The 19,538-nt window shown below is 53.9% G+C and carries 16 protein-coding genes; 12 read left to right on the forward strand and 4 right to left on the reverse strand.

Translation table 11 applies throughout. The annotated features are described in order from the left end of the window. Positions 1–353 precede the first annotated feature (353 nt). The 8 genes from AC0JZ1_RS16795 (at position 354) to AC0JZ1_RS16830 (ending at position 10,294) form a co-directional block, all read left to right on the forward strand. On the forward strand, positions 354–1,586 hold the full coding sequence (locus AC0JZ1_RS16795; RefSeq protein WP_471883596.1) for a type 1 periplasmic-binding domain-containing protein: 1,233 nt from the start codon (positions 354–356) through the stop codon (positions 1,584–1,586). Between the two features lie 269 nt (positions 1,587–1,855). Beyond that, on the forward strand, positions 1,856–3,109 hold the full coding sequence (locus tag AC0JZ1_RS16800; RefSeq protein WP_471883597.1) for an NRAMP family divalent metal transporter: 1,254 nt from the start codon (positions 1,856–1,858) through the stop codon (positions 3,107–3,109). Positions 3,110–3,123: 14 nt separating this feature from the next. After that, positions 3,124–3,897, forward strand: a complete 774-nt coding sequence (locus AC0JZ1_RS16805) for a LamB/YcsF family protein (RefSeq protein ID WP_471883598.1) — start codon at positions 3,124–3,126, stop codon at positions 3,895–3,897. A gap of 3 nt (positions 3,898–3,900) precedes the next feature. After that, entirely contained in the window at positions 3,901–4,707 is an 807-nt protein-coding gene (locus AC0JZ1_RS16810; RefSeq protein ID WP_471883599.1) for a putative hydro-lyase, read from the forward strand. A 6-nt stretch (positions 4,708–4,713) separates the two neighbouring features. Beyond that, positions 4,714–6,321: a 5-oxoprolinase subunit B/C family protein gene (locus AC0JZ1_RS16815; protein ID WP_471883600.1), complete on the forward strand. Its 1,608-nt coding sequence runs from the start codon at positions 4,714–4,716 to the stop codon at positions 6,319–6,321. A gap of 18 nt (positions 6,322–6,339) precedes the next feature. Further along, complete coding sequence (locus tag AC0JZ1_RS16820) at positions 6,340–8,067, forward strand: acetyl/propionyl/methylcrotonyl-CoA carboxylase subunit alpha (RefSeq protein WP_471883601.1); 1,728 nt, start codon at positions 6,340–6,342, stop codon at positions 8,065–8,067. A 321-nt stretch (positions 8,068–8,388) separates the two neighbouring features. Continuing rightward, the gene (locus tag AC0JZ1_RS16825; protein WP_471883602.1) at positions 8,389–9,189 is read left to right on the forward strand and encodes a WecB/TagA/CpsF family glycosyltransferase; all 801 of its coding nucleotides are present in this window, start codon (positions 8,389–8,391) and stop codon (positions 9,187–9,189) included. After that, complete coding sequence (locus AC0JZ1_RS16830) at positions 9,164–10,294, forward strand: glycoside hydrolase family 5 protein (protein ID WP_471883603.1); 1,131 nt, start codon at positions 9,164–9,166, stop codon at positions 10,292–10,294. The genes AC0JZ1_RS16825 and AC0JZ1_RS16830 overlap by 26 nt, the downstream gene beginning before the upstream one ends. A 50-nt stretch (positions 10,295–10,344) precedes the next feature. Here AC0JZ1_RS16830 and aztC read toward each other — a convergent pair whose 3' ends face one another. From aztC to aztA, 3 genes are read right to left on the reverse strand one after another with little or no spacing between them, the layout of a single operon-like run. Continuing rightward, on the reverse strand, positions 10,345–11,295 hold the full coding sequence (aztC, locus tag AC0JZ1_RS16835; protein ID WP_471883604.1) for a zinc ABC transporter substrate-binding protein AztC: 951 nt from the start codon (positions 11,293–11,295) through the stop codon (positions 10,345–10,347). 18 nt (positions 11,296–11,313) lie between these two features. Beyond that, positions 11,314–12,180, reverse strand: coding sequence for a zinc ABC transporter permease AztB (gene aztB / locus AC0JZ1_RS16840; protein WP_471883605.1), 867 nt, complete (start codon positions 12,178–12,180; stop codon positions 11,314–11,316). Further along, positions 12,173–12,973, reverse strand: coding sequence for a zinc ABC transporter ATP-binding protein AztA (aztA, locus tag AC0JZ1_RS16845; RefSeq protein ID WP_471883606.1), 801 nt, complete (start codon positions 12,971–12,973; stop codon positions 12,173–12,175). Before aztA ends, aztB begins: the two co-directional genes overlap by 8 nt. Before the next feature lie 135 nt (positions 12,974–13,108). Here aztA and zigA point away from each other — a divergent pair, with 135 nt between their 5' ends. From zigA to nrdF, 4 genes are all read left to right on the forward strand, one after another. Beyond that, the gene (gene zigA / locus AC0JZ1_RS16850; RefSeq protein ID WP_471883607.1) at positions 13,109–14,314 is read left to right on the forward strand and encodes a zinc metallochaperone GTPase ZigA; all 1,206 of its coding nucleotides are present in this window, start codon (positions 13,109–13,111) and stop codon (positions 14,312–14,314) included. Positions 14,315–14,585: 271 nt separating this feature from the next. Next, positions 14,586–14,984: a class Ib ribonucleoside-diphosphate reductase assembly flavoprotein NrdI gene (gene nrdI, locus AC0JZ1_RS16855; protein ID WP_471883608.1), complete on the forward strand. Its 399-nt coding sequence runs from the start codon at positions 14,586–14,588 to the stop codon at positions 14,982–14,984. Then, on the forward strand, positions 14,972–17,125 hold the full coding sequence (nrdE, locus tag AC0JZ1_RS16860) for a class 1b ribonucleoside-diphosphate reductase subunit alpha (RefSeq protein ID WP_471883609.1): 2,154 nt from the start codon (positions 14,972–14,974) through the stop codon (positions 17,123–17,125). The genes nrdI and nrdE overlap by 13 nt, the downstream gene beginning before the upstream one ends. Before the next feature lie 17 nt (positions 17,126–17,142). Then, positions 17,143–18,117 (forward strand): class 1b ribonucleoside-diphosphate reductase subunit beta, encoded by a 975-nt coding sequence (gene nrdF, locus AC0JZ1_RS16865; protein ID WP_471883610.1) that lies wholly within the window; start codon positions 17,143–17,145, stop codon positions 18,115–18,117. A gap of 12 nt (positions 18,118–18,129) precedes the next feature. On the opposite strand, the gene AC0JZ1_RS16870 is transcribed toward nrdF, so the two are convergent. Beyond that, positions 18,130–19,491, reverse strand: coding sequence for an amidase (locus AC0JZ1_RS16870; protein WP_471883611.1), 1,362 nt, complete (start codon positions 19,489–19,491; stop codon positions 18,130–18,132). Between the last annotated feature and the right edge of the window lie 47 nt (positions 19,492–19,538).

Here is a 19,538-nt window from a genome sequence, read left to right on the forward strand (position 1 = left end):
GTCTTCGGCAACTGCAACCTTCCATTAACCCTGCCGATATAGCGGGTTATGCATCCAGCATCCGGAATCTGCATTTAGGTTAACGTGCAGAGGGTGCGCGCAATGAAGCGAATCAACAATCAAGAGCTGCGCGCCAGAAATCCCATGTTTTCAGTGGGTTGATTATCAACAGCGGTTGAAAATCGCTCTTGCTGCTTACTAACCGGGGGCGAATCACGCCAAAGCCTGGCTCAGTCTTCGCAACCTATTGCAGCACTGGCTTGCCATCATGCGAGATAAGTACGAGACTTTTCTAGGCGAATGCTGTGACGACTGCTATCGAGTTGTCGGGATGGGGTTGGGGATCATACTTGATGCTACGATTGGTGCAGCATTTGCGCGCGTCTTTGACCTCGCTTGCCTTGGGCATACTTAGCCTTCTTCTCGTTTCTTGCCAAACCGATGACGGGATTGTTGGCCAGACAGAGCTTGAGCAGAAAGCAAAGACCAATCAGCCGGCGCAGTTGAGCACATCTGCCCCGGCGCAAGCAGCGACCACCACGTCTTCAGCCAGCTTTTACAATATGACAGCGGGTAATGGGCCTATCTCGGTCGGCTATCTTGGTATCCGCCGCAACGATACACCCGGACGGCAAGCTGATGCCGATTATCGCAATGGCGCGCTGATGGCGGTCAACTTGCGGGGAAATAGCATCTTAACCTTGCATATGCTTGAGACCTCGGACCGCCCGGACGAAATCGTCAAGTCGCTACGCGCGCTGCAACAAAAGAACATCGGTATTCTCATCACCAGCGGTCGTGGCCCAGAATTGGCTAGCTTACGCTCTGTCCTTGGGACTTCGGTTCCAGTGATCGCTTTCGTGCCCAACCATGAGACAGCGGGACTCGGAGAGAACTTCTATCCATTCCTCTCTCGTCCCAGTGACAGCCTGCTTGAAGCAACAAGCTATGCCGTTGCGGAGGGTGGGCGCAGACCGGTTATTTTGGCCGCCTCCCCGTCCGATCGAAGCGAGGGTGAGCGATTGTCTGCGAAGATAAAGGCAATGGGGCTTGCGGCCCCCGTTGTGATCGATCTCGCAACCGGGCTAAAACAGGCAAAACTCGCCAAGGCTTGGAACGAGGCGGATCTGGCCGTGATCATGCCACAAGTTCGCAATCCTGCCGCTGCGATCAAGGCACTGAATGCTGCATCAGGCTCAGCCGCCACTGCGCACAAACGCTATGTTGTCAGCACGGCACAAACCTCAGCAGAACTTGCCGATCCCTTGTTAGCTGGCAGCAATGTCTGTCGATACGACCACAATATCGGCGAGAGAATTGGCCAAAAGCATCTGTCGACCTATGGAATGCCCGCATCCGAGGCGTCAGCCTATGGCTACGACGCGATGTCGACAATCATTGGCTTGGCGGACAAATATGGCGGGGCAGGCTTTGCCAAACCCTATCTCGCACAGGAATCCGGTTTTTCCGGAGCGATGGGCCTTTTTCGTTTCAACGGCGATAACAGTGTGCAACGCAACTGTGACATCTTCAAAGTCGCCAACGGTCGCTTCGTTTTCATCCAACGAGCCCCTCCAACCTTCTGAGCCATCTCTATCATCTGACAAGTTCTTCTGCAGCGCCGTTCACTGCGAGGCAGGATAACACCGTCGGGATGAAGCTCGTCTCGGCTTTCCTGGTCTAATCCGAGCCAGACGCCGGTTGCGCCTGCGCAAGATTTCGCCGCGCAAAACAGATTTTGGATATTATCGTTCAACAATCTTGACGAAATCGTAAAACGATATAACCCTATGAGCGCCGAACAATGACGGCCAAGGTCAAATAATAGGCCGTATGCTCCAGAGAGAGGGACAACATGAACCAGCCAGCGTCCACCGAAACGGGCGATAGCACAGGTGTAAGCTCTGTGCGCTCCCGCCGCGCCGCATTGACAGCGGCAATTTTCCTGATGGCAACCTCTGCCATCGGCCCGGGCTTCATCACTCAGACAGCCACCTTCACCACTAAGCTCGGATCAGCCTTCGCGTTCGCAATCCTTGCTTCCATTCTCATCGACTTCGTCGTTCAGCTGAACATCTGGCGCATTGTCACGCTCACACGTATGCGCGCCTCCGATATTGCCAATGCCGCTATTCCCGGTACCGGCTATTTGCTGGCAGTCCTGGTGATCGGCGGAGGTCTATTCTTCAATATCGGAAATATCGGCGGAGCAGGCCTCGGCCTCAATGCGCTGCTGGGACTTGATCCCAAATGGGGCGGCGCGATCAGCGCGCTGATCGCAATTGGTATCTTCAGTTCAAAACGCGCTGGCATGGCGGTCGATCGCGCCATTATCGGCGCAGGCGTCCTGATGATCGTGTTGACGCTTTACGTTGCCATCGTCTCACAGCCGCCGGTTGGAGAAGCAATTTTCCAAACCTTCCTTCCATCCACGATAGATTTCGCGACGATCACGACCATCGTTGGCGGCACTGTTGGTGGCTATATCACCTATTCAGGTGCACATCGCCTACTCGACAAAGGCCAGACAGGCATTGAAAATCTCGGTGCCGTCAACCGTGCGGCTCTTTCAGGCATCGCGGTGACAGGCCTGATGCGCTATGTTCTGTTCCTCGCAATCCTTGGCGTCGTCGCTGCTGGCGTGGCCATTGATGTTTCCGGCAAGGGCGCAAACCCAGCCGCCCAGGCCTTCCAGGCCGCTGCTGGCGATGTTGGGATGCGTATTTTTGGTGCCGTCTTATGGTTTGCGGCAATCACGTCCGTCATCGGCGCTGCCTACACCTCGATTTCTTTCATCACGGTCTTCAAGCAGGATATCAGCGATCGCAGCCGCGATATCGCCACCATCATCTTCATCGCCGTTTCTCTCTTTTTCTATGTGGTTATTACAACGCCGCCCGCACAGATGCTGGTGTTTGTGGGCGGCTTGAACGGCCTCATCCTCCCTATCGGTCTTTCCATCTTCGTCTATGCGGCTTGGGCACGATCTGACCTGATGGGCGGCTATCGCTATCCTAGATGGTTGCTCCTGCTTGGCGTGCTTGCGTGTGCGCTGACCTGGTACATGGGTTACAAATCTATCGGGCCCATTTTCGCGTTGCTCGGCTAAGGAGGAGAAAAAACATGAGTGCAATCGATCTGAATAGCGATCTCGGCGAAAGCTACGGCGCTTGGAAAATGGGAGACGATGCGGCGATGTTGTCCATCGTATCCAGCGCCAACATCGCTTGCGGCTTCCATGCTGGCGATCCGCTTGGCATTCGCAAAACAGTGGAAGCCGCCGCCAAAAGGGGCGTTTCGATCGGCGCTCATGTTTCCTACCCGGATCGTGTCGGCTTTGGCCGACGCGATATGGATGTCACGCATGATGAACTTGCGGCAGACGTGATCTATCAGATCGGTGCCTTGCAGGGTCTGGCGCGTGCCGCCGGAACCACGGTGTCCTATGTGAAGCCGCATGGCGCGCTTTACAATTGCATTGCCAATGATGCGAAACAGGGGCAAGCCGTGATCGACGGGATCAAGTCGGTCGATCCCAACTTGATCCTCATGGGCCTTGCTGGGACGTCCATTCTAGAATTGGCGAAGGCATCTGGACTGGCGACTGTGGCAGAAGCTTTCGCTGATCGTGCCTATACGCGGGAGGGCCATCTCGTTTCGCGCCGCGAGGCAGGTTCCGTGCTGCACGATACCAACCTCATTGGACAACGCATGTTGCGGCTGGCCAAAGAAGGAACACTGGAAGCCATCGATGGCTCGATCATCAAGATCGATGCACAATCTATCTGTGTTCACGGCGATAGCCCGGGTGCTGTGGCAATTGCTCAGGCCGTCAGGCAGACACTGGAAGCAGACGGTATCCAGGTCCGCTCTTTCCTTACAAGGCGGGAGGCCTGAGATATGGTGACGCTTCAACAATTTTCTCATGTGGATGCTACTGCGGCAAGGCAGGCGCGAGAGCGCTACCGGTCAGGCAGTGTTGAACCAACCGCCGGTGTGGCGCGCGGCTTCACACAAGCCAACATGATTGTTCTGCCACGCGACTGGGCCTTCGACTTCCTGCTCTATGCGCAGCGCAATCCGAAAGCCTGCCCGGTCCTTGATGTGTCAGATCCAGGTTCGCACACCACGGTTCTGGCAAAGGATGCGGATCTGCGACGCGACGTGCCGCTTTACCGCATCTGGCGCGATGGCAAGCTTGCAGAAGAAACACCGGATGCTTCCTCTGCCTGGGAAGAGCATCCTGATCTTGTCAGCTTTCTGATTGGCTGCAGCTTCACCTTTGAAACGCCCATGGCGGAAGCAGGTATCGATATTCGACATATTACCGACCGTTCGAATGTGCCGATGTACCTGACGAACACCCCATGCCGGCCAGCTGGACGCCTACATGGCAACATGGTCGTTTCCATGCGTCCAATCCCGGCCAATCGTGTTGCGGATGCCGCTATGATTTCCGGTCGCTTTCCCTCAGTCCATGGTTCACCAGTTCATGTCGGCGCACCGGAAGCCATCGGCATATCGGATTTGGCACAACCCGATTTTGGTGATGCTGTTCGCATTGAACCCGGTGAGGTTCCGGTTTTCTGGGCCTGTGGCGTCACCCCCCAGGCTGCCGTCATGGCCTCAGGTGTACCGTTCGCCATTACACATGCACCAGGTTACATGTTCATCACCGATATTCCCGATTCCGCCTATCACGTCTGAGGTTTCATGCGCTTCCTGCCCGTCAGCCTCACCACGTTATTGGTAGAGCTTAACAATCTTGAAGAAACGCTTTCGCTGTTTGCCTCGCTTGAGGCAGAACCTCTGAATGGCATTGAAGACATGGTGCCTGCTGCGCGCACGGTGATGATCCGTTTCCGGCCAGATATGGTGTCAGCGCAGGCGCTGGTGAACGAAATCGCCAAGCGGGATATTTCCCGCCCGCCGCAAATCGACGCGCAACTGGTCGAAATACCCGTTCACTATGACGGCGAGGACTTGGACGATGTTGCCGAACTGACAGGTCTTTCCGCAGATGAGGTCGTGCGCCGGCATACCGAAAGCACTTTCACCGTAGCGTTTTGCGGTTTTGCGCCGGGCTTTGGTTATCTCGTCGGCGGCGATCCGGCGCTTCATGTACCGCGGCGCAAAAGTCCGAGAACACGCATTCCCGCCGGTTCTGTTGCGCTTGCGGGGGAATTTTCCGGCATTTACCCGCAAAACAGTCCCGGCGGCTGGCAGATCATTGGCACGACGCCACTCCAGATGTGGGATATGGAGAGAACGCCTCCTGCCCTCTTCCAGCCGGGCTACCGGGTACGCTTTATCAATTTAGCCAGCCAGAAGCGGCCTGTCGAAATTGGGCAAACGCGCTCGATGAAAACTAAAACATCTCAGCGCCCTCAAGCTGGCGTGAGTTTTGAGGTCATGGAAGCGCCAGTGCCAGCGCTGTTTCAGGATCTCGGCCGCTTTGGTCAAACCGGTCAGGGGGTGTCCGCATCTGGTGCGTTAGATCAAGGAGCGTTCAAGGCGGCGAACCGTATTGTCGGAAACCCAATCACAAGCCCCGCTCTCGAAATCGCCATGGGTGGGCTGGTTCTCAAAGCCCATGCGGATGGGGTGATTGCGATCACAGGTGCTGCCTGCCCTATCGAAATAGAAACATTGTCCGGCTCACTCATCCAGGGCGAAACCTACCGTCCCATACGATTGGAAAGCGGCGATCTTCTGCGCATCGGCTTTGCCGCTAAGGGCGCTCGTAGCTATCTCGCGGTCCGGGGTGGATTCTTTGTCGAGCCGGTTCTAGGCAGTGCTGCAACAGATACGCTGGCCGTTGTTGGGCCTGATCCTGTCGTCTCCGGCTCCATCCTGCCCTTTTCGCCTGACACACCGGGCCTGATACCGGTTGCAACGGAAGAGCTAGCACCTTTCGAATTGCCTGGCCCGGATGAGGAAGTCGTTCTTGATGTAGTGATGGGTCCGCGCACGGATTGGTTCACACAGCAGGGCATTGCCACACTAACCAGCCAGACCTGGAAGGTAACCCCGCAATCAAACCGCGTTGGCCTTCGCCTGCAGGGCGACGTGTCGATTGAGCGAACGGACGCTCGGGAATTATCCAGCGAAGGCACGGCGACGGGTGCCATTCAAGTGCCGCATAGTGGTCAGCCCGTTCTATTTCTCGCAGATCATCCTTTAACCGGAGGATACCCGGTCATTGCGACGATCGCCGAGCATCATCTCGATCTTGCAGGGCAACTGCCAGTGAACGCCAAGATCCGCTTCCGGCCAGTCAAACAATTTTCTCAGCTAAGGCCAGCAGCAGCTAAACTATAATAAAAAGAGGGAACGTCGATGAAGAAAGTGCTTATAGCAAATCGCGGTGAAATCGCCGTTCGCATTATTCGCGCCTGTCGTGATCACGGCCTTCAGGCCGTTGCGGTCTATGCTGACCCGGACGCTGATGCGGTGTTCACATCCCTTGCAGACGAAGCATACGCTTTGAACGGTGCACGTCCTGCTGAAACCTATCTGAACATCGAGAAGTTGATCGATATTGCCAAACGGTCTGGCGCTGATGCCGTGCATCCCGGCTACGGCTTCCTGTCCGAACGCTCGGAGTTTGCAAGGGCGGTTCAGGAGGCAGGGCTGATCTGGATCGGGCCAGACCCGCATGTCATTGAAGCTTTGGGCGACAAGGTCGAGGCGCGGCGGATAGCGCAATCGGTCGGCGCCCCCTTGGTGGCAGGCAGCGATGGGCCCGTAGAGACAGCCGCCGAAGTGATGGAATTTGCCGAGGCGCATGGGTTGCCGGTGGCCATCAAGGCAGCACATGGCGGTGGCGGACGCGGCCTGAAGGTCGCATGGAAAATGGAAGAAGTGGCTGAACTTTACGAGTCTGCTGTGCGTGAAGCGCAAGCCGCCTTCGGTCGCGGAGAGTGCTTTCTAGAGCGGTTTCTTGATCGGCCACGCCACATCGAGGCGCAGATTCTGGCAGACAAGCATGGCAATGTTCTGGTGCTTGGCACGAGAGACTGCTCTCTCCAACGGCGAAACCAAAAGCTGGTCGAAGAAGCACCAGCTCCGTTCCTGACGGATGAGCAGCGCCAGTCTATTCATGATGCGGCACGCAAAATCTGTGCAGCCGCAGGCTATTCCGGTGCGGGCACCGTTGAATTTCTGCTCGGCATAGATGGCACGATCTCATTCCTGGAGGTCAATACGCGCCTGCAGGTGGAACACCCTGTGACCGAGGAAACCACGGGCATTGATTTGGTCATCGAACAATTCCGTATTGCAGATGGCGAGACATTGCGCGTCACGGAGACCCCGCAGCCCCGCGGCCACTCCATTGAATTCCGCATCAATGCGGAAGATCCGGCCCTTGGGTTTCTGCCGACACCTGGCAAGATCACCCGTTTCGATGCACCATCTGGTCCCGGTATTCGTCTCGATAGCGGTGTCGTTAGCGGTTCGATCATACCTGGCACGTTCGATTCCCTAACGGCCAAACTGATAGTGACCGGCTCCACCCGCGAACAGGCGATTGCCCGTGCGCGGCGCGCGTTGAAAGAGTTCGTCATCGAAGGCATTGCTACCGTCCTACCCTTCCAGCGCAGTGTTTTGGAAGAGCCGGATTTTACAGCCACGGATGGCTTCAAGGTTCATACCCGCTGGATAGAAACCGATTTTGCCGGGAAGCTGGACAAAGCACCTCGTCCTGAACCAGTTGCAGATGGAGGCTTGATCCGTACTGCCGTTGAAATTGACGGGAAGCGGCATGTTCTTGGCATCCCAGCCGTGCTGCTAAGCGGATTCCAGACCGGCAATATCAGTGTACAACCCGCTGAAACGGCTGGAAAGCCTGATGCAGCCACAATCACGGCGCCGATCTCAGGCACACTTCAAAGCTTCAAGGTTGAGGACGGCGCAGAGGTGAAGGAAGGGGATCTTATTGCCGTGATGGAGGCCATGAAGATGGAAACCCAGGTTCTTGCAAAGCGGTCAGGTCGGGTGGCCTTGAAGGCGGAAATTGGCGCTTATCTACCAAGCGGAACGGTGATTGCTCGCTTCGATGACTGAGGCGCTTTCAGCCTGAGTGCGTAAGTGATCGTGCCTTCGCACTGTCAAAATCAAATAGAGACACCAATCTTCGATACGCCGCCCGACCAACCGGGCGGCGTCTTCTCATACGGTCGTACCGTGCAATAAAAGATCATATCCTTTCGCTTTTTAAGGATTGCCTAAACCATTCGGTGAACATCGGCAGCTATAGCTAACATAAGACTTTTATAATCTTATGGAGTACGGACGCGATGTTCGCGGCATTCCTCGCACTTATTCCGCTGAAAGCGTGGCCTCTGCCGTATATACAGCCTAACGCAAAGCGTCGCGGAGGACTGTATGCAGCAACCTGACAAGGCTGCGGTTGCAGTGACCTCCGACATGCGACACTGGCCAAAGGTTTGCCTGGGCGGCCTTCCCATCACCCGAACCACCATGGAGCAGACTGCCCTGTCCTTCGTCGCACACGCGCTGGAAGCACGCGAGCGTCAAGCGCTGCCGTTCTACTCCACCTCGGCGAACGGCCAGGTTTTGGCAGTCTGCGCCAAACAGCCGGAGCTGCAAAAACTGATCATGAAGGCAGACCAGATCCATGCGGACGGAATGCCAATGGTGCTCTATTCGAAGCTGTTCTCGTACCAGCCGGTTAACGAGCGCGTCGCGACAACAGATCTCGTTCATGCCGTCGCGAACCATGCGCAAAAGGCTGGTATTCGCTTCTATTTTCTGGGCGGAAGTGAAGAGGTGAATGCACGAGCTGTGGCCGCCATGCAAGCGCTTTACCCTGACTTGATTTTTGCCGGGCGGCGCAATGGGTACTTCTGCGCGGCGGAAGAAAAGACGGTGGTAGAGCAAATTGTGGCGGCAAAGACAGATATCCTCTGGGTCGGCCTTGGATTTCCGCTAGAACAAGCTTTCACTTTACGTAATCTGGAGCGACTGCGAGGGGTGGGTATTGTCAAAACCTCCGGTGGGCTGTTTGATTTTCTATCTGGCAAAAATAAGCGGGCTCCGCAATGGATGCAGAATGCCGGGCTTGAATGGGCGTTCCGGCTGTGGCTGGAACCTCGCCGCCTTTTCATGCGCTATCTCGTAACGAACCCGGTGGCGTTGCATGTCCTTTTTCGACGCTCGCGATAGGAAATTAAATCGTCGAGCACTCTTCAAAGCCTTTGCAGCCGCCGCAGTGCTTTCTCAAAAACCAGCGCTTGCGGCAGGCTCGATATGTCCTGCCTTCCCAAATCCCACTTTTCTGCAGGCAACGAAACGCGGTGTAAACCTGACGGGCTGGGATGTGGCTGACACTGCGTTACGGCCTCAACCCAAGCAACTTGAAGCGCTTCGCAAATATGATTTTACGCATATTCGCCTGCCAGTCGACAATCGACGGCTGGAAGAGGATGCCTCCTATACCAGAGTGCTTCGAGACCAGATTGACCAATTGGTATCTCAAGACTTTGCAGTCTCCGTTGACCTTCATGCAGATAAGAAAGTTGGCGAGTTCTTTCGGAAAGACGCAAGGCAGGGAGAAGCTTATCTGACAGGTCTATGGAACCATCTGACAGCTCAACTTGAGACGACAAACCCTCAAAAAGTAGCGATCGAACTGCTGAACGAACCGCAATTAGAACAAGCACTCTGGGAAGACGTTGCGGGACGGCTGATCCTAAAGATAAGGAAGAAGCTGCCGGACACCACTATGATTGTTGGGCCTTCTGGACCGCAGCGTCATGAAACATTGGCTGATATGGTTCCGTTTTCTGACCCCAATATCATCTATGCCATTCACTATTATGATCCCGTGCTTTTCACCCATCAGGGTGCAAACTGGGGCGAGCCAGATGATCCCGCTCGCTTCGTGCGAGGGGCACCATTTCCTGCCAGGCTATCAGACCGGCAGGTCGGCGTGCTGTTAGATGCCCTGTCAAAGCAAGGTCAGCAAGCAGCGGCAGATGAACTCAAGACGAGTCTGAGTGATGGGTGGAATGAAGATTCTATCAAGGATGCCTTCGATCTCATTGCCCAATGGTCGAGGCGGCATCAGTGCCCGGTCATCATCAACGAATTTGGCGTGCTTTCCTTTGTCGCTCCGAGAAAGTCACGCCTCAGATGGCTAGCCGCAGTCAACAGGCACGCCCGTGAGCGCTGCCTTGGCTGGGCGCATTGGGACTTCCAGGATGGATTTGGCCTCATCGACAAGCATACCGGCATGCCCGATGTAGATATTATGAAAGCATTATCATGACGAGTGAAACGCCCGTGCCTCGACGCGCAAGCACGGGCGGTCCGGTGTGCTTAGCTGCCGAGTATAGCCGTCTTCATGGTTTTTACATTGTGCTGAAACATGTCGATATAGGTGGCGGCAGGTCCATCAGCTGGTGAAAGCGCATCCGAATACAGCGTGCCGCCAACATTTAAACCCGTTTCCTTGGCGATCTGCTCGATCAGGCGCGGGTTGCTGATGTTTTCCATAAACACGGCAGAGGCTTTGTCATGCTTTACCTGATCCACCAACTTGGCAACATCAGCAGCAGATGCCTCAGCTTCGGTTGAGATACCTTCAGGGGCGACGAACTCCAATCCATAAGCTTTGGAGAAATAGCCAAACGCATCATGTGTCGTGATAATCGTACGCTTGCTCTGCGGAATGGCGGCAATTTCTGCCTTCACCTCCTTGTCCAACTGGGCAAGCTTTTTCAAATAGAGTTCCGAATTCTGCGTGTAGGTTGGGCAACCGGCCTTGTCCGCCTCGCAAAATGCTTTTGTGATGTTCTTCACATAGATTTCACCGTTCTGCACTGATTGCCATGCATGTGGATCATACGCGCCATGATGATGTCCTTCATGGGCATCCGGTGCCTCGCCATTGCCATGGTCATGATCGTGCTCTTCTTCCTCAGCCTTGATGGGCTTTACGCCTTTGCTGACTTCAACAACCGGAGCTTTGGTTTCGCTCGTATCGATCAGACGAGACATGAAGCCTTCCAGACCAAGACCGTTGACGAGAACCACGTTGGCCTTCTGAAGGGCCGCAGCATCAGCAGGCTTTGGCTCATATACATGGGCGTCACCATCCACCGGAACCAGCATTTGCACATCAACCCTATCGCCGCCCACGTTTTTCGCCAGGTCAGCGATGATGGAAAAGCTTGCGACAACCTTTAGATCTGCCGCTGAGGCAGTTGATGCAAAACCGCAGAGCGCGACGGTGCTGGCATAGGCAGCAAGACGGAATGCCTTGTACATGAAAATCTCCTTTAGTGTTCAAGCAGTTTTGTGGCGTTGCCTTGGGAGGAGGCTAACAAGAAGGCCCCGACGTCCGAAAACGGCGGAGAACAGGTAGGCCGCACCCGCCAGCATGATGATGGCCGGGCCGGAAGGCATGGAAGCGTGGTAGGATAGAAGCAGCCCGCCCACAGAGGAGCCGAGCGCAATGGCAACCGCAATCAGGCAAAGTGAGCGCACATCATTGGACCAGAAGCGGGATGCCACGGCGGGAAGCATCATCAGGCCAACGGAGAGAAGCGTACCGAGCGCCTGAAATCCACTAACAAGGTTGAGTACGACTATCACCAGGAAAAGCACATGCGTGATGGAGCCGATGCTGCTGACCGATCTCAGGAAGAGTGGATCGAGGCATTCCGCCACCAGCGCCCGCCAAAACACGGTCAGGGTGACAAAACTGATGATGGCGACTGAAACTATCAACAACAGGGCGTCGTTGTTCAATGCAAGAACCGATCCGAACAAGACATGCATGAGATCGACGCTCGAGCCATGCCAGGAAACAAGCAAAACGCCAACAGCAAGCGACATAAGATAGAAAGCGGCCATGGAGGCATCTTCCTTCTGCACCGTGAAGCGGGAAACGAGCCCCGAGCCTAGCGCAACGACCAGACCGACAATCAAGCCGCCAATCGTCATCGGCATGATATCCAGGCCGAAGAACAAAAAACCCAAGGCTGCACCGGGAAGAATTGCGTGTGACATGGCATCGCCCGTTAAACTCATGCGCCGCAGCATGAGAAAAACGCCGACCGGGGCGCAGCTTACTGACAGTACAATGGCGCCAAACAGCGCTCTCTGCATGAAGCCATATTGAAGGAATGGCGCGAAGATAAATTCAAACATGCGCGGCTACCTTCAGATGAGGCGCATGATGATGGCCATCATCTTTCAGCGAGCCAGATTGTACATCGTCCTTGCACCATTGCGCTTCTTCATCCCACGTTTCATGAAACGCTTGTGCACGGCGAAGATTTTCCGGGATCAAAACATCTTTCGTCGGTCCGAAGGCCACCGCTCGCCTTGCCAGCAACAATGTCTGCGGAAAATGCCGACGGACCAGTGCCTGATCGTGCAGCACGCAGAGAACGGTGCGTCCCTCTGCCACCCATTGTTCGACAAGAGCAATCAAATCCCGAATGGTTCGCTGATCGACCGCATTGAAGGGCTCATCCAGAAGAATAAGATCTGCATCCTGAAGCATGGTGCGCGCAAACAGCGCGCGCTGCATCTGCCCGCCAGAGAGGCTATCGAGCGGTCTCTTCTCAAATCCCTTCAGCCCGACAGCTGCCAAACACTGTTCCAGGCGTTCGCAATCAGCGCTACTTCTTCGCCCTAACAGCCCCGTCTTTTGCCAGAAGCCGAGCGAGACAAGATCAATTACTCGTGCCGGAAAGGTTCGGTCTATCTCTGTCTGCTGAGGTAGATAAGCGAGCCTTTTCGCCAGAATGGTGCACTTCCCCCCCAAGGGCCGAAGAATGTTGGCGATGCCCTTCATCAATGTGCTTTTACCAGAGCCATTGGCACCGATCACTGCCGTCAGCGTGCCTTCAAGGATCTGCCCATTCAAATGGTGAACGGCCGCGTGGCCTGAATAGCCAAGCGTTAAATCAGAAAATGTGAGGCAAGTGTTCGGCATGAAGAACTCGATGGGTTGGGCATTGACAGGAATTGGATATGTAATGTTATTACGTCCGTCAATCTCAATGTTACGTAATAACGTTAATTCCGCGTAATCTTGATCGATACTGAACAACGCGACCGAGGATATATGATGCAGAAAAAGCTGCCTGTGACAGTGCTTTCCGGCTTTCTGGGAGCTGGTAAAACCACGCTGCTTAACCACATTCTGGCCAACCGTGAGGGATTAAGGGTTGCGCTCATTGTCAACGATATGAGCGAGGTCAATATCGATGCAGCACTGGTGCGTGATGGCGGAGCCAACCTATCCCGTACACAAGAACAATTGGTGGAAATGACCAATGGCTGCATCTGTTGCACACTCCGCGATGACCTGCTGAAGGAAGTGCGCGATCTCGCGGAACAGGGTCGCTTCGACTATCTGATAATAGAGTCAACCGGCATCGCAGAGCCACTTCCAGTGGCGGCGACTTTTGATTTTCGTGACGAAGACGGGCAGAGCCTCTCCGATGTCGCACGCTTGGATACAATGGTAACCGTGGTTGACGCGGCCAACCTGCTCAACGACTATTCTTCATCCGATTTTCTCTCAGACCGCGGGGAAACGGCGGGCGAAGGCGACAATAGAACCCTGGTTGACCTTCTCGTTGAACAGATCGAGTTCGCGGATGTGGTTGTGCTTAACAAGATCAACACCGCAAACCCAGCGCAGCGGGACGCAGCGCGGCAGATCATCGCAGCCCTGAACCCTGATGCAAAGCTGATAGAGGCCGATTTTGGCCGCATTGCCTTAAAAGAGATCCTCGGCACCGGACGGTTCGATTTCGCCAAGGCGGAAACACATCCCCTTTGGTTCAAGGAATTATACGGCTTTAAGGATCACGTGCCGGAAACAGATGAATACGGTATTCGCTCCTTCGTTTACAGGGCACGACAACCTTTCGATCCAGCCCTTTTCCAGAACTTCATCAATCAATCCTGGCCAGGTGTTGTGCGGGCTAAAGGCTTCTTTTGGCTGGCGACACGCCCTCACCACGTGGGAGAAATCAGTCAGGCGGGAGCTTTAGTTCGAACTGGCAAAAAGGGGTTGTGGTGGGCATCCGTACCAAAACAGCAATGGCCGCAGGAGCCCGGGTTTCTGAACCTGATGGCACCCTATCTCGATGAGATATGGGGTGATCGGCGTCAAGAAATCGTGTTTATCGGTTCGAATGCAATGGACGAAGAAGCCCTGAGGACCGATCTGGATGCCTGCCTCGTAGGCTGTCAAACTTTCACGCCCGACAAGTGGAAAAACATGCATGATCCCTTTGCCAATTGGTCTACAAAGGCTGCGTGACAACAAATTTTGCGCGCTGCGCAATACGCTTTGTAATAAAAAAATATCTTACTAAAATAGAGTGCCTGAATGATTTTAATTATCATTCAGGCATATTTTTATAATCCACTCAAAATGCGAACTGTATACACATAAAAAATTTTGACCGCACCTCTACATATATACCATTGCTATACATTAAATTGCAGGATAGGCTTTTAGGAATGTAATCTATAGATAATTTGCAATCAATATTGTATATCAGTAAAATTTATAGCATCTGAGGCTTAATATGAGCGAGCTCGTCTATTACTCAAGTCGCTCAGAAAACTCACATCGCTTCATCAAAAAGCTCGGTTCATCGGCTGTACGGTTACCTTTTGATGCACAGCAAGCGCCTCCTTCAGTGGATAGACCATTCGTTCTGCTGACACCCACCTATGGCGGCGGAGCGGGAACGAATGCTGTGCCCAAGCCCGTGATCAGGTTTCTGAATTGCCCGCGTAATCGCAGCCTCATTCGGGGTGTTATTGCATCTGGTAATACAAATTTCGGCGAAGCTTACGGGCTGGCAGGCAGAATAGTTGCCGCCAAATGCGGCGTTCCTCTTCTTTACCGTTTCGAGCTCTTGGGCACTGAAGAGGATGTGACCAACGTCAAGCAGGGATTGAAACGATTGTGGACACGCTAATCTCTCACCGCCAGCACGGCTCAACAATCGCCCAACCCGATTATCATGCATTGAACGCGATGCTAAATCTCTACGATGAAGAGGGGCGTATCCAATTCGAGCAGGATCGCGAAGCAACGCGCCAATTCTTTATCCAACACGTTAATCCGAACTTAGTCCCTTTTGGTAGCTTGTTTGAAAAGCTCGATTACCTGATGGAGAATGGCTACTACCAACCTGAGATATTGAACAGGTACGGGAGAGAGTTTCTCCAGAGGGCTTTTGAGCATGCCCACACCAAACGCTTCCGTTTCCCCACATTTTTGGGCGCGTTTAAATACTATAGCAGCTATACATTGAAGACTTTCGATGGCAGACGCTATCTGGAACGATACGAAGATCGCGTCTCCATGGTCGCGCTGACGCTAGCACGAGGTGACGAACAATTCGCGTTCGACCTAATCGACGAGATTATTTCAGGACGCTTCCAGCCAGCCACACCAGTCTTTATGAACGCAGGAAAAAAGCAAGGCGGCGAACTGACATCCTGCTGCCTGTTGCGCGTGGAGGACAATCTGGAAAGCGTTGGTCGCGCCATAAACTCGGCCCTACAGCTTTCCAAACGGGGTGCGGGCGTATCGCTCTCACTCACAAACCTTCGGGAAATGGGTTCTCCTATCAAGCAGATGGAAAACCAGTCATCAGGGGTCGTGCCCGTGATGAAGTTGTTGGAAGATGCTTTTTCCTATGCGTTTCAACTGGGATTCAGACAAGGTGCAGGCGCAGCCTACCTCCATGCCCACCACCCTGACATCATGCGCTTTCTTGATACAAAACGCGAAAACGCCGATGAGAAAGTGCGCATAAAGTCACTTTCTCTTGGAATTGTGGTTCCCGACATCACGTTCGAATTGGCAAAGAACAACGAAGACATGCACCTCTTTTCCCCTATGGATGTGGCAAGCGTCTACGGTGTTCCGTTCAGCGAAATATCGGTTACGGAAAAGTATCGCGAGTTGGTTGCAGATGATCGCATTCGCAAACGGAAGATCAAGGCGCGTGACTTCTTTCAAGCAGTTGCGGAAATCCAGTTTGAAAGCGGTTATCCTTATATTCTATTCGAAGATACCGCTAATCGCGGAAATCCAGTGGCCGGCCGGATCTCCATGAGCAACCTCTGCTCGGAAATCCTTCAGGTCAGCGAGCCCAGCCAATTCGAACCCGATCTCTCCTATGCCCATATCGGCAAGGATATCTCCTGCAATCTCGGATCTCTCAATATCGCCAAAGCGATGGATAGCCCAGATTTTGCGAGGACTGTCGAACGATCAGTACGCGCACTGACGGCAGTGTCAGACCTCAGTCACATTGCTTGTGCTCCCACTGTTGTCAGAGGCAATTCAGAGAGCCACGCGATCGGATTGGGCCAGATGAATCTCCATGGCTACCTTGCCCGAGAGAAAATTCATTATGGGTCCGAAGAAGGTTTGGATTTCACCAACATCTATTTTTATATCGTCACCTTTCACGCCCTCAAGGCGTCTAACCAGCTGGCGATTGAACGCGGAGAGAGCTTCTCGGGCTTCGAAAAATCGAAATACGCCAGCGGCGAATATTTTGACAAATATACGATGACAGAATGGAAGCCTGCGACGGAGAAGGTGGCACGCCTTTTTCGTGAAGCAGGTATCGCAGTGCCAACGCAAGCAGACTGGGTGGAACTGAAAGCCTCTGTGATGCAGTATGGCATCTACAACCAGAACCTGCAGGCCGTGGCCCCGACTGGATCAATCTCCTACATCAATCACTCTACCTCATCCATTCACCCCATCGTATCCAAGATAGAAATCCGCAAAGAAAGCACAACCGGTCGCGTTTACTATCCGGCAGCCTATCTAACCAACGAGAATTTGGATTATTTCCAGGATGCCTATGAGATTGGGCCAGACAAGATCATCGATACCTATGCAGCAGCCACACAGCATGTGGATCAAGGACTTTCGATGACCCTGTTCTTCCGCGATACGGCCACGACGCGAGATATCAACCGGGCGCAGATCTATGCATGGAAGAAAGGCATCAAGTCGATCTACTATGTTCGCCTGAGACAAATGGCTCTGGAAGGCACGCAAATCCAAGGCTGCGTTTCCAGCACGGTTTAAGCACGATTGAGGTTGCGATGAACATCCACGCCAAGACTGATAATCGTATCAGAGCGATCAATTGGAACCGGATCGAGGATGAAAAAGATCTGGAAGTCTGGAACCGACTAACTGCCAATTTTTGGCTGCCAGAGAAGGTTCCGCTTTCGAACGATATTCCTTCTTGGGCAACACTAACACCTGCTGAACAACAGCTGGCGATCAGAGTGTTTACAGGGCTGACGCTGCTTGACACCATTCAGAACGCGGTTGGCGCCATCCGGTTGATGGAACACAGTCAGACGCCGCATGAAGAGGCCGTACTTTCCAATGTATCCTTTATGGAAGCCGTTCATGCACGCTCCTATTCTTCCATTTTTTCGACCCTGTGCCTTACGCCCGATGTGGATGAGGCTTACAGGTGGTCAGACGAGAATGTGGCCCTGCAGCGTAAGTCCGCGCTCATCATGCAACAATATGACAGCGGCGATCCATTGAAGATAAAGGTCGCCTCTGTTTTCTTGGAAAGCTTTCTCTTCTATTCGGGCTTTTACTTGCCCATGTATTGGTCGAGCCGAGCAAAACTGACCAATACCGCTGACATGATCCGGCTCATCATTCGGGATGAGGCGGTCCACGGCTACTATATTGGCTACAAATTTCAGCGGACACTGGAGCGAGAAAACGTCGAGCGCCAGCTAGCCATCAAGACATATGCAAAGGACTTGATGCAGCAGCTATACGACAACGAAGTTTGCTATACCCAAGACCTCTATGAAGAGGTTGGCCTGACGGAGGATGTTACCAAATTTCTTCGTTATAACGCCAACAAGGCCCTTATGAATTTGGGTTACGAAGGCATATTCGCTACAGATAGCTGCAAGGTGAACCCCGCAATCCTTTCAGCACTCTCGCCGAATGCCGATGAAAATCACGACTTCTTTTCAGGGGCTGGATCTTCCTACGTGATTGGAAAAGCCGTCGCCACCGAGGATGAAGATTGGGATTTTTGATGAACGGCCGCCTCAGGATATCACGCCAGTGAGAACCTGCTCGATACAAAGTCCAATGGACAGGATTTCCTGATCGCGCATCTCGGTACCTGCAATCATTAGGCCAACGGGCGCTTCGCCTGTTGCATGCATGGGCACAGAAAGACCACATCCGTTAAGGAAATTAATCATGGTTGGGTTACGCAGAATGAGGCCGTTGGCTGCGAAGAATCTCGCATCATCCTCAATGAGCGGCTGCAACTCTGGCGCAATGACCGGAACCGTTGGCATGATCAGCGCATCGAATGCTCGCACCTTGCCCAGCACGCGCCGCTTCCAGCTTTTTCTCGCTTCCAGCGTCCGGATGTAGTCGGCAGCGGATAGTTGACCGCCCTTCTCGATCCGGGCTCTCACGCGCGGATCGTACTCGCCCCCCTTGGCAGAGACCAACTCGCGGTGCCAGGCAAAGGCTTCGGCAGCGACCATGTTGCCTCGTGCATAAATCTCGGCAACCTCCGAGAACTCCTCAAGCGCGATGTCTGTGATGATGGCACCGGCCTCTGAAAGCCGGGAAAGAGTGCGAGAGAAGGCACGTGCGACTGTAGCATCCATGCCTTCCAACACGATGCTTTGTGGCACTGCAAGGCGCAAGCCGTTGATCTGTGCAGGCTGCGGCACCGAATATCCCTCCCCGGAAATTATGCTGTCGAGAATGGCGCAGCATGTCACGGTCGGTGCGAGAGGCCCGATGGAATCGAGGGACGTTGAGAGCGGCACGACGCCCTCGGCGCTCACCCGGCGCGCAGTTGGCTTGAAGCCAGTAAGCCCGCAGAGTGCGGACGGAATACGAATAGAGCCGCCGGTGTCAGTGCCGATCGCAGCAACTGCCATGCCATCGGTGACAGATACCGCCGCACCGGATGATGAGCCGCCTGGCACGCGGCCTGTCGTACGATCATACGGATTGAGGGGTGTTCCATAGTGGGGATTGATTCCAATACCGGAAAAAGCGAACTCACTCATATTGGTCGTGCCGGTGATAACAGCACCTGCGGCAATCAGCCTTTTAATTACGGTAGCATTTTTCGATGCAGGAGAATGTCCTTTCAAGGCCGTGCTTCCCGCGAGTGTCGTTTCTCCTTTGAGATCAAACAAGTCTTTGACCGAGATCGTCACACCTTCCAGCGGGGAGCGTTTTTGACCGGCCTGTCGCATGAGATCGGATGCTTCGGCGAGCTTTAAGGCACGCTCGTCATTACGGCGAATGATAACACGCGCACCCTCACCTCTCGGATCATCCATGCAGGCAATGGCTGCCTGCGTGAGGTGAACGGATGAGACCGAATTGCGGTCCAGAAGTTCAGCCGCTTCGAGGACACTTGGGAAACTGCGCATAAACAACTCTGCCTGAGCTAAAATCGAAATTGAGCGCCATGTTCGTG

Source organism: Affinirhizobium capsici (assembly GCF_977018625.1).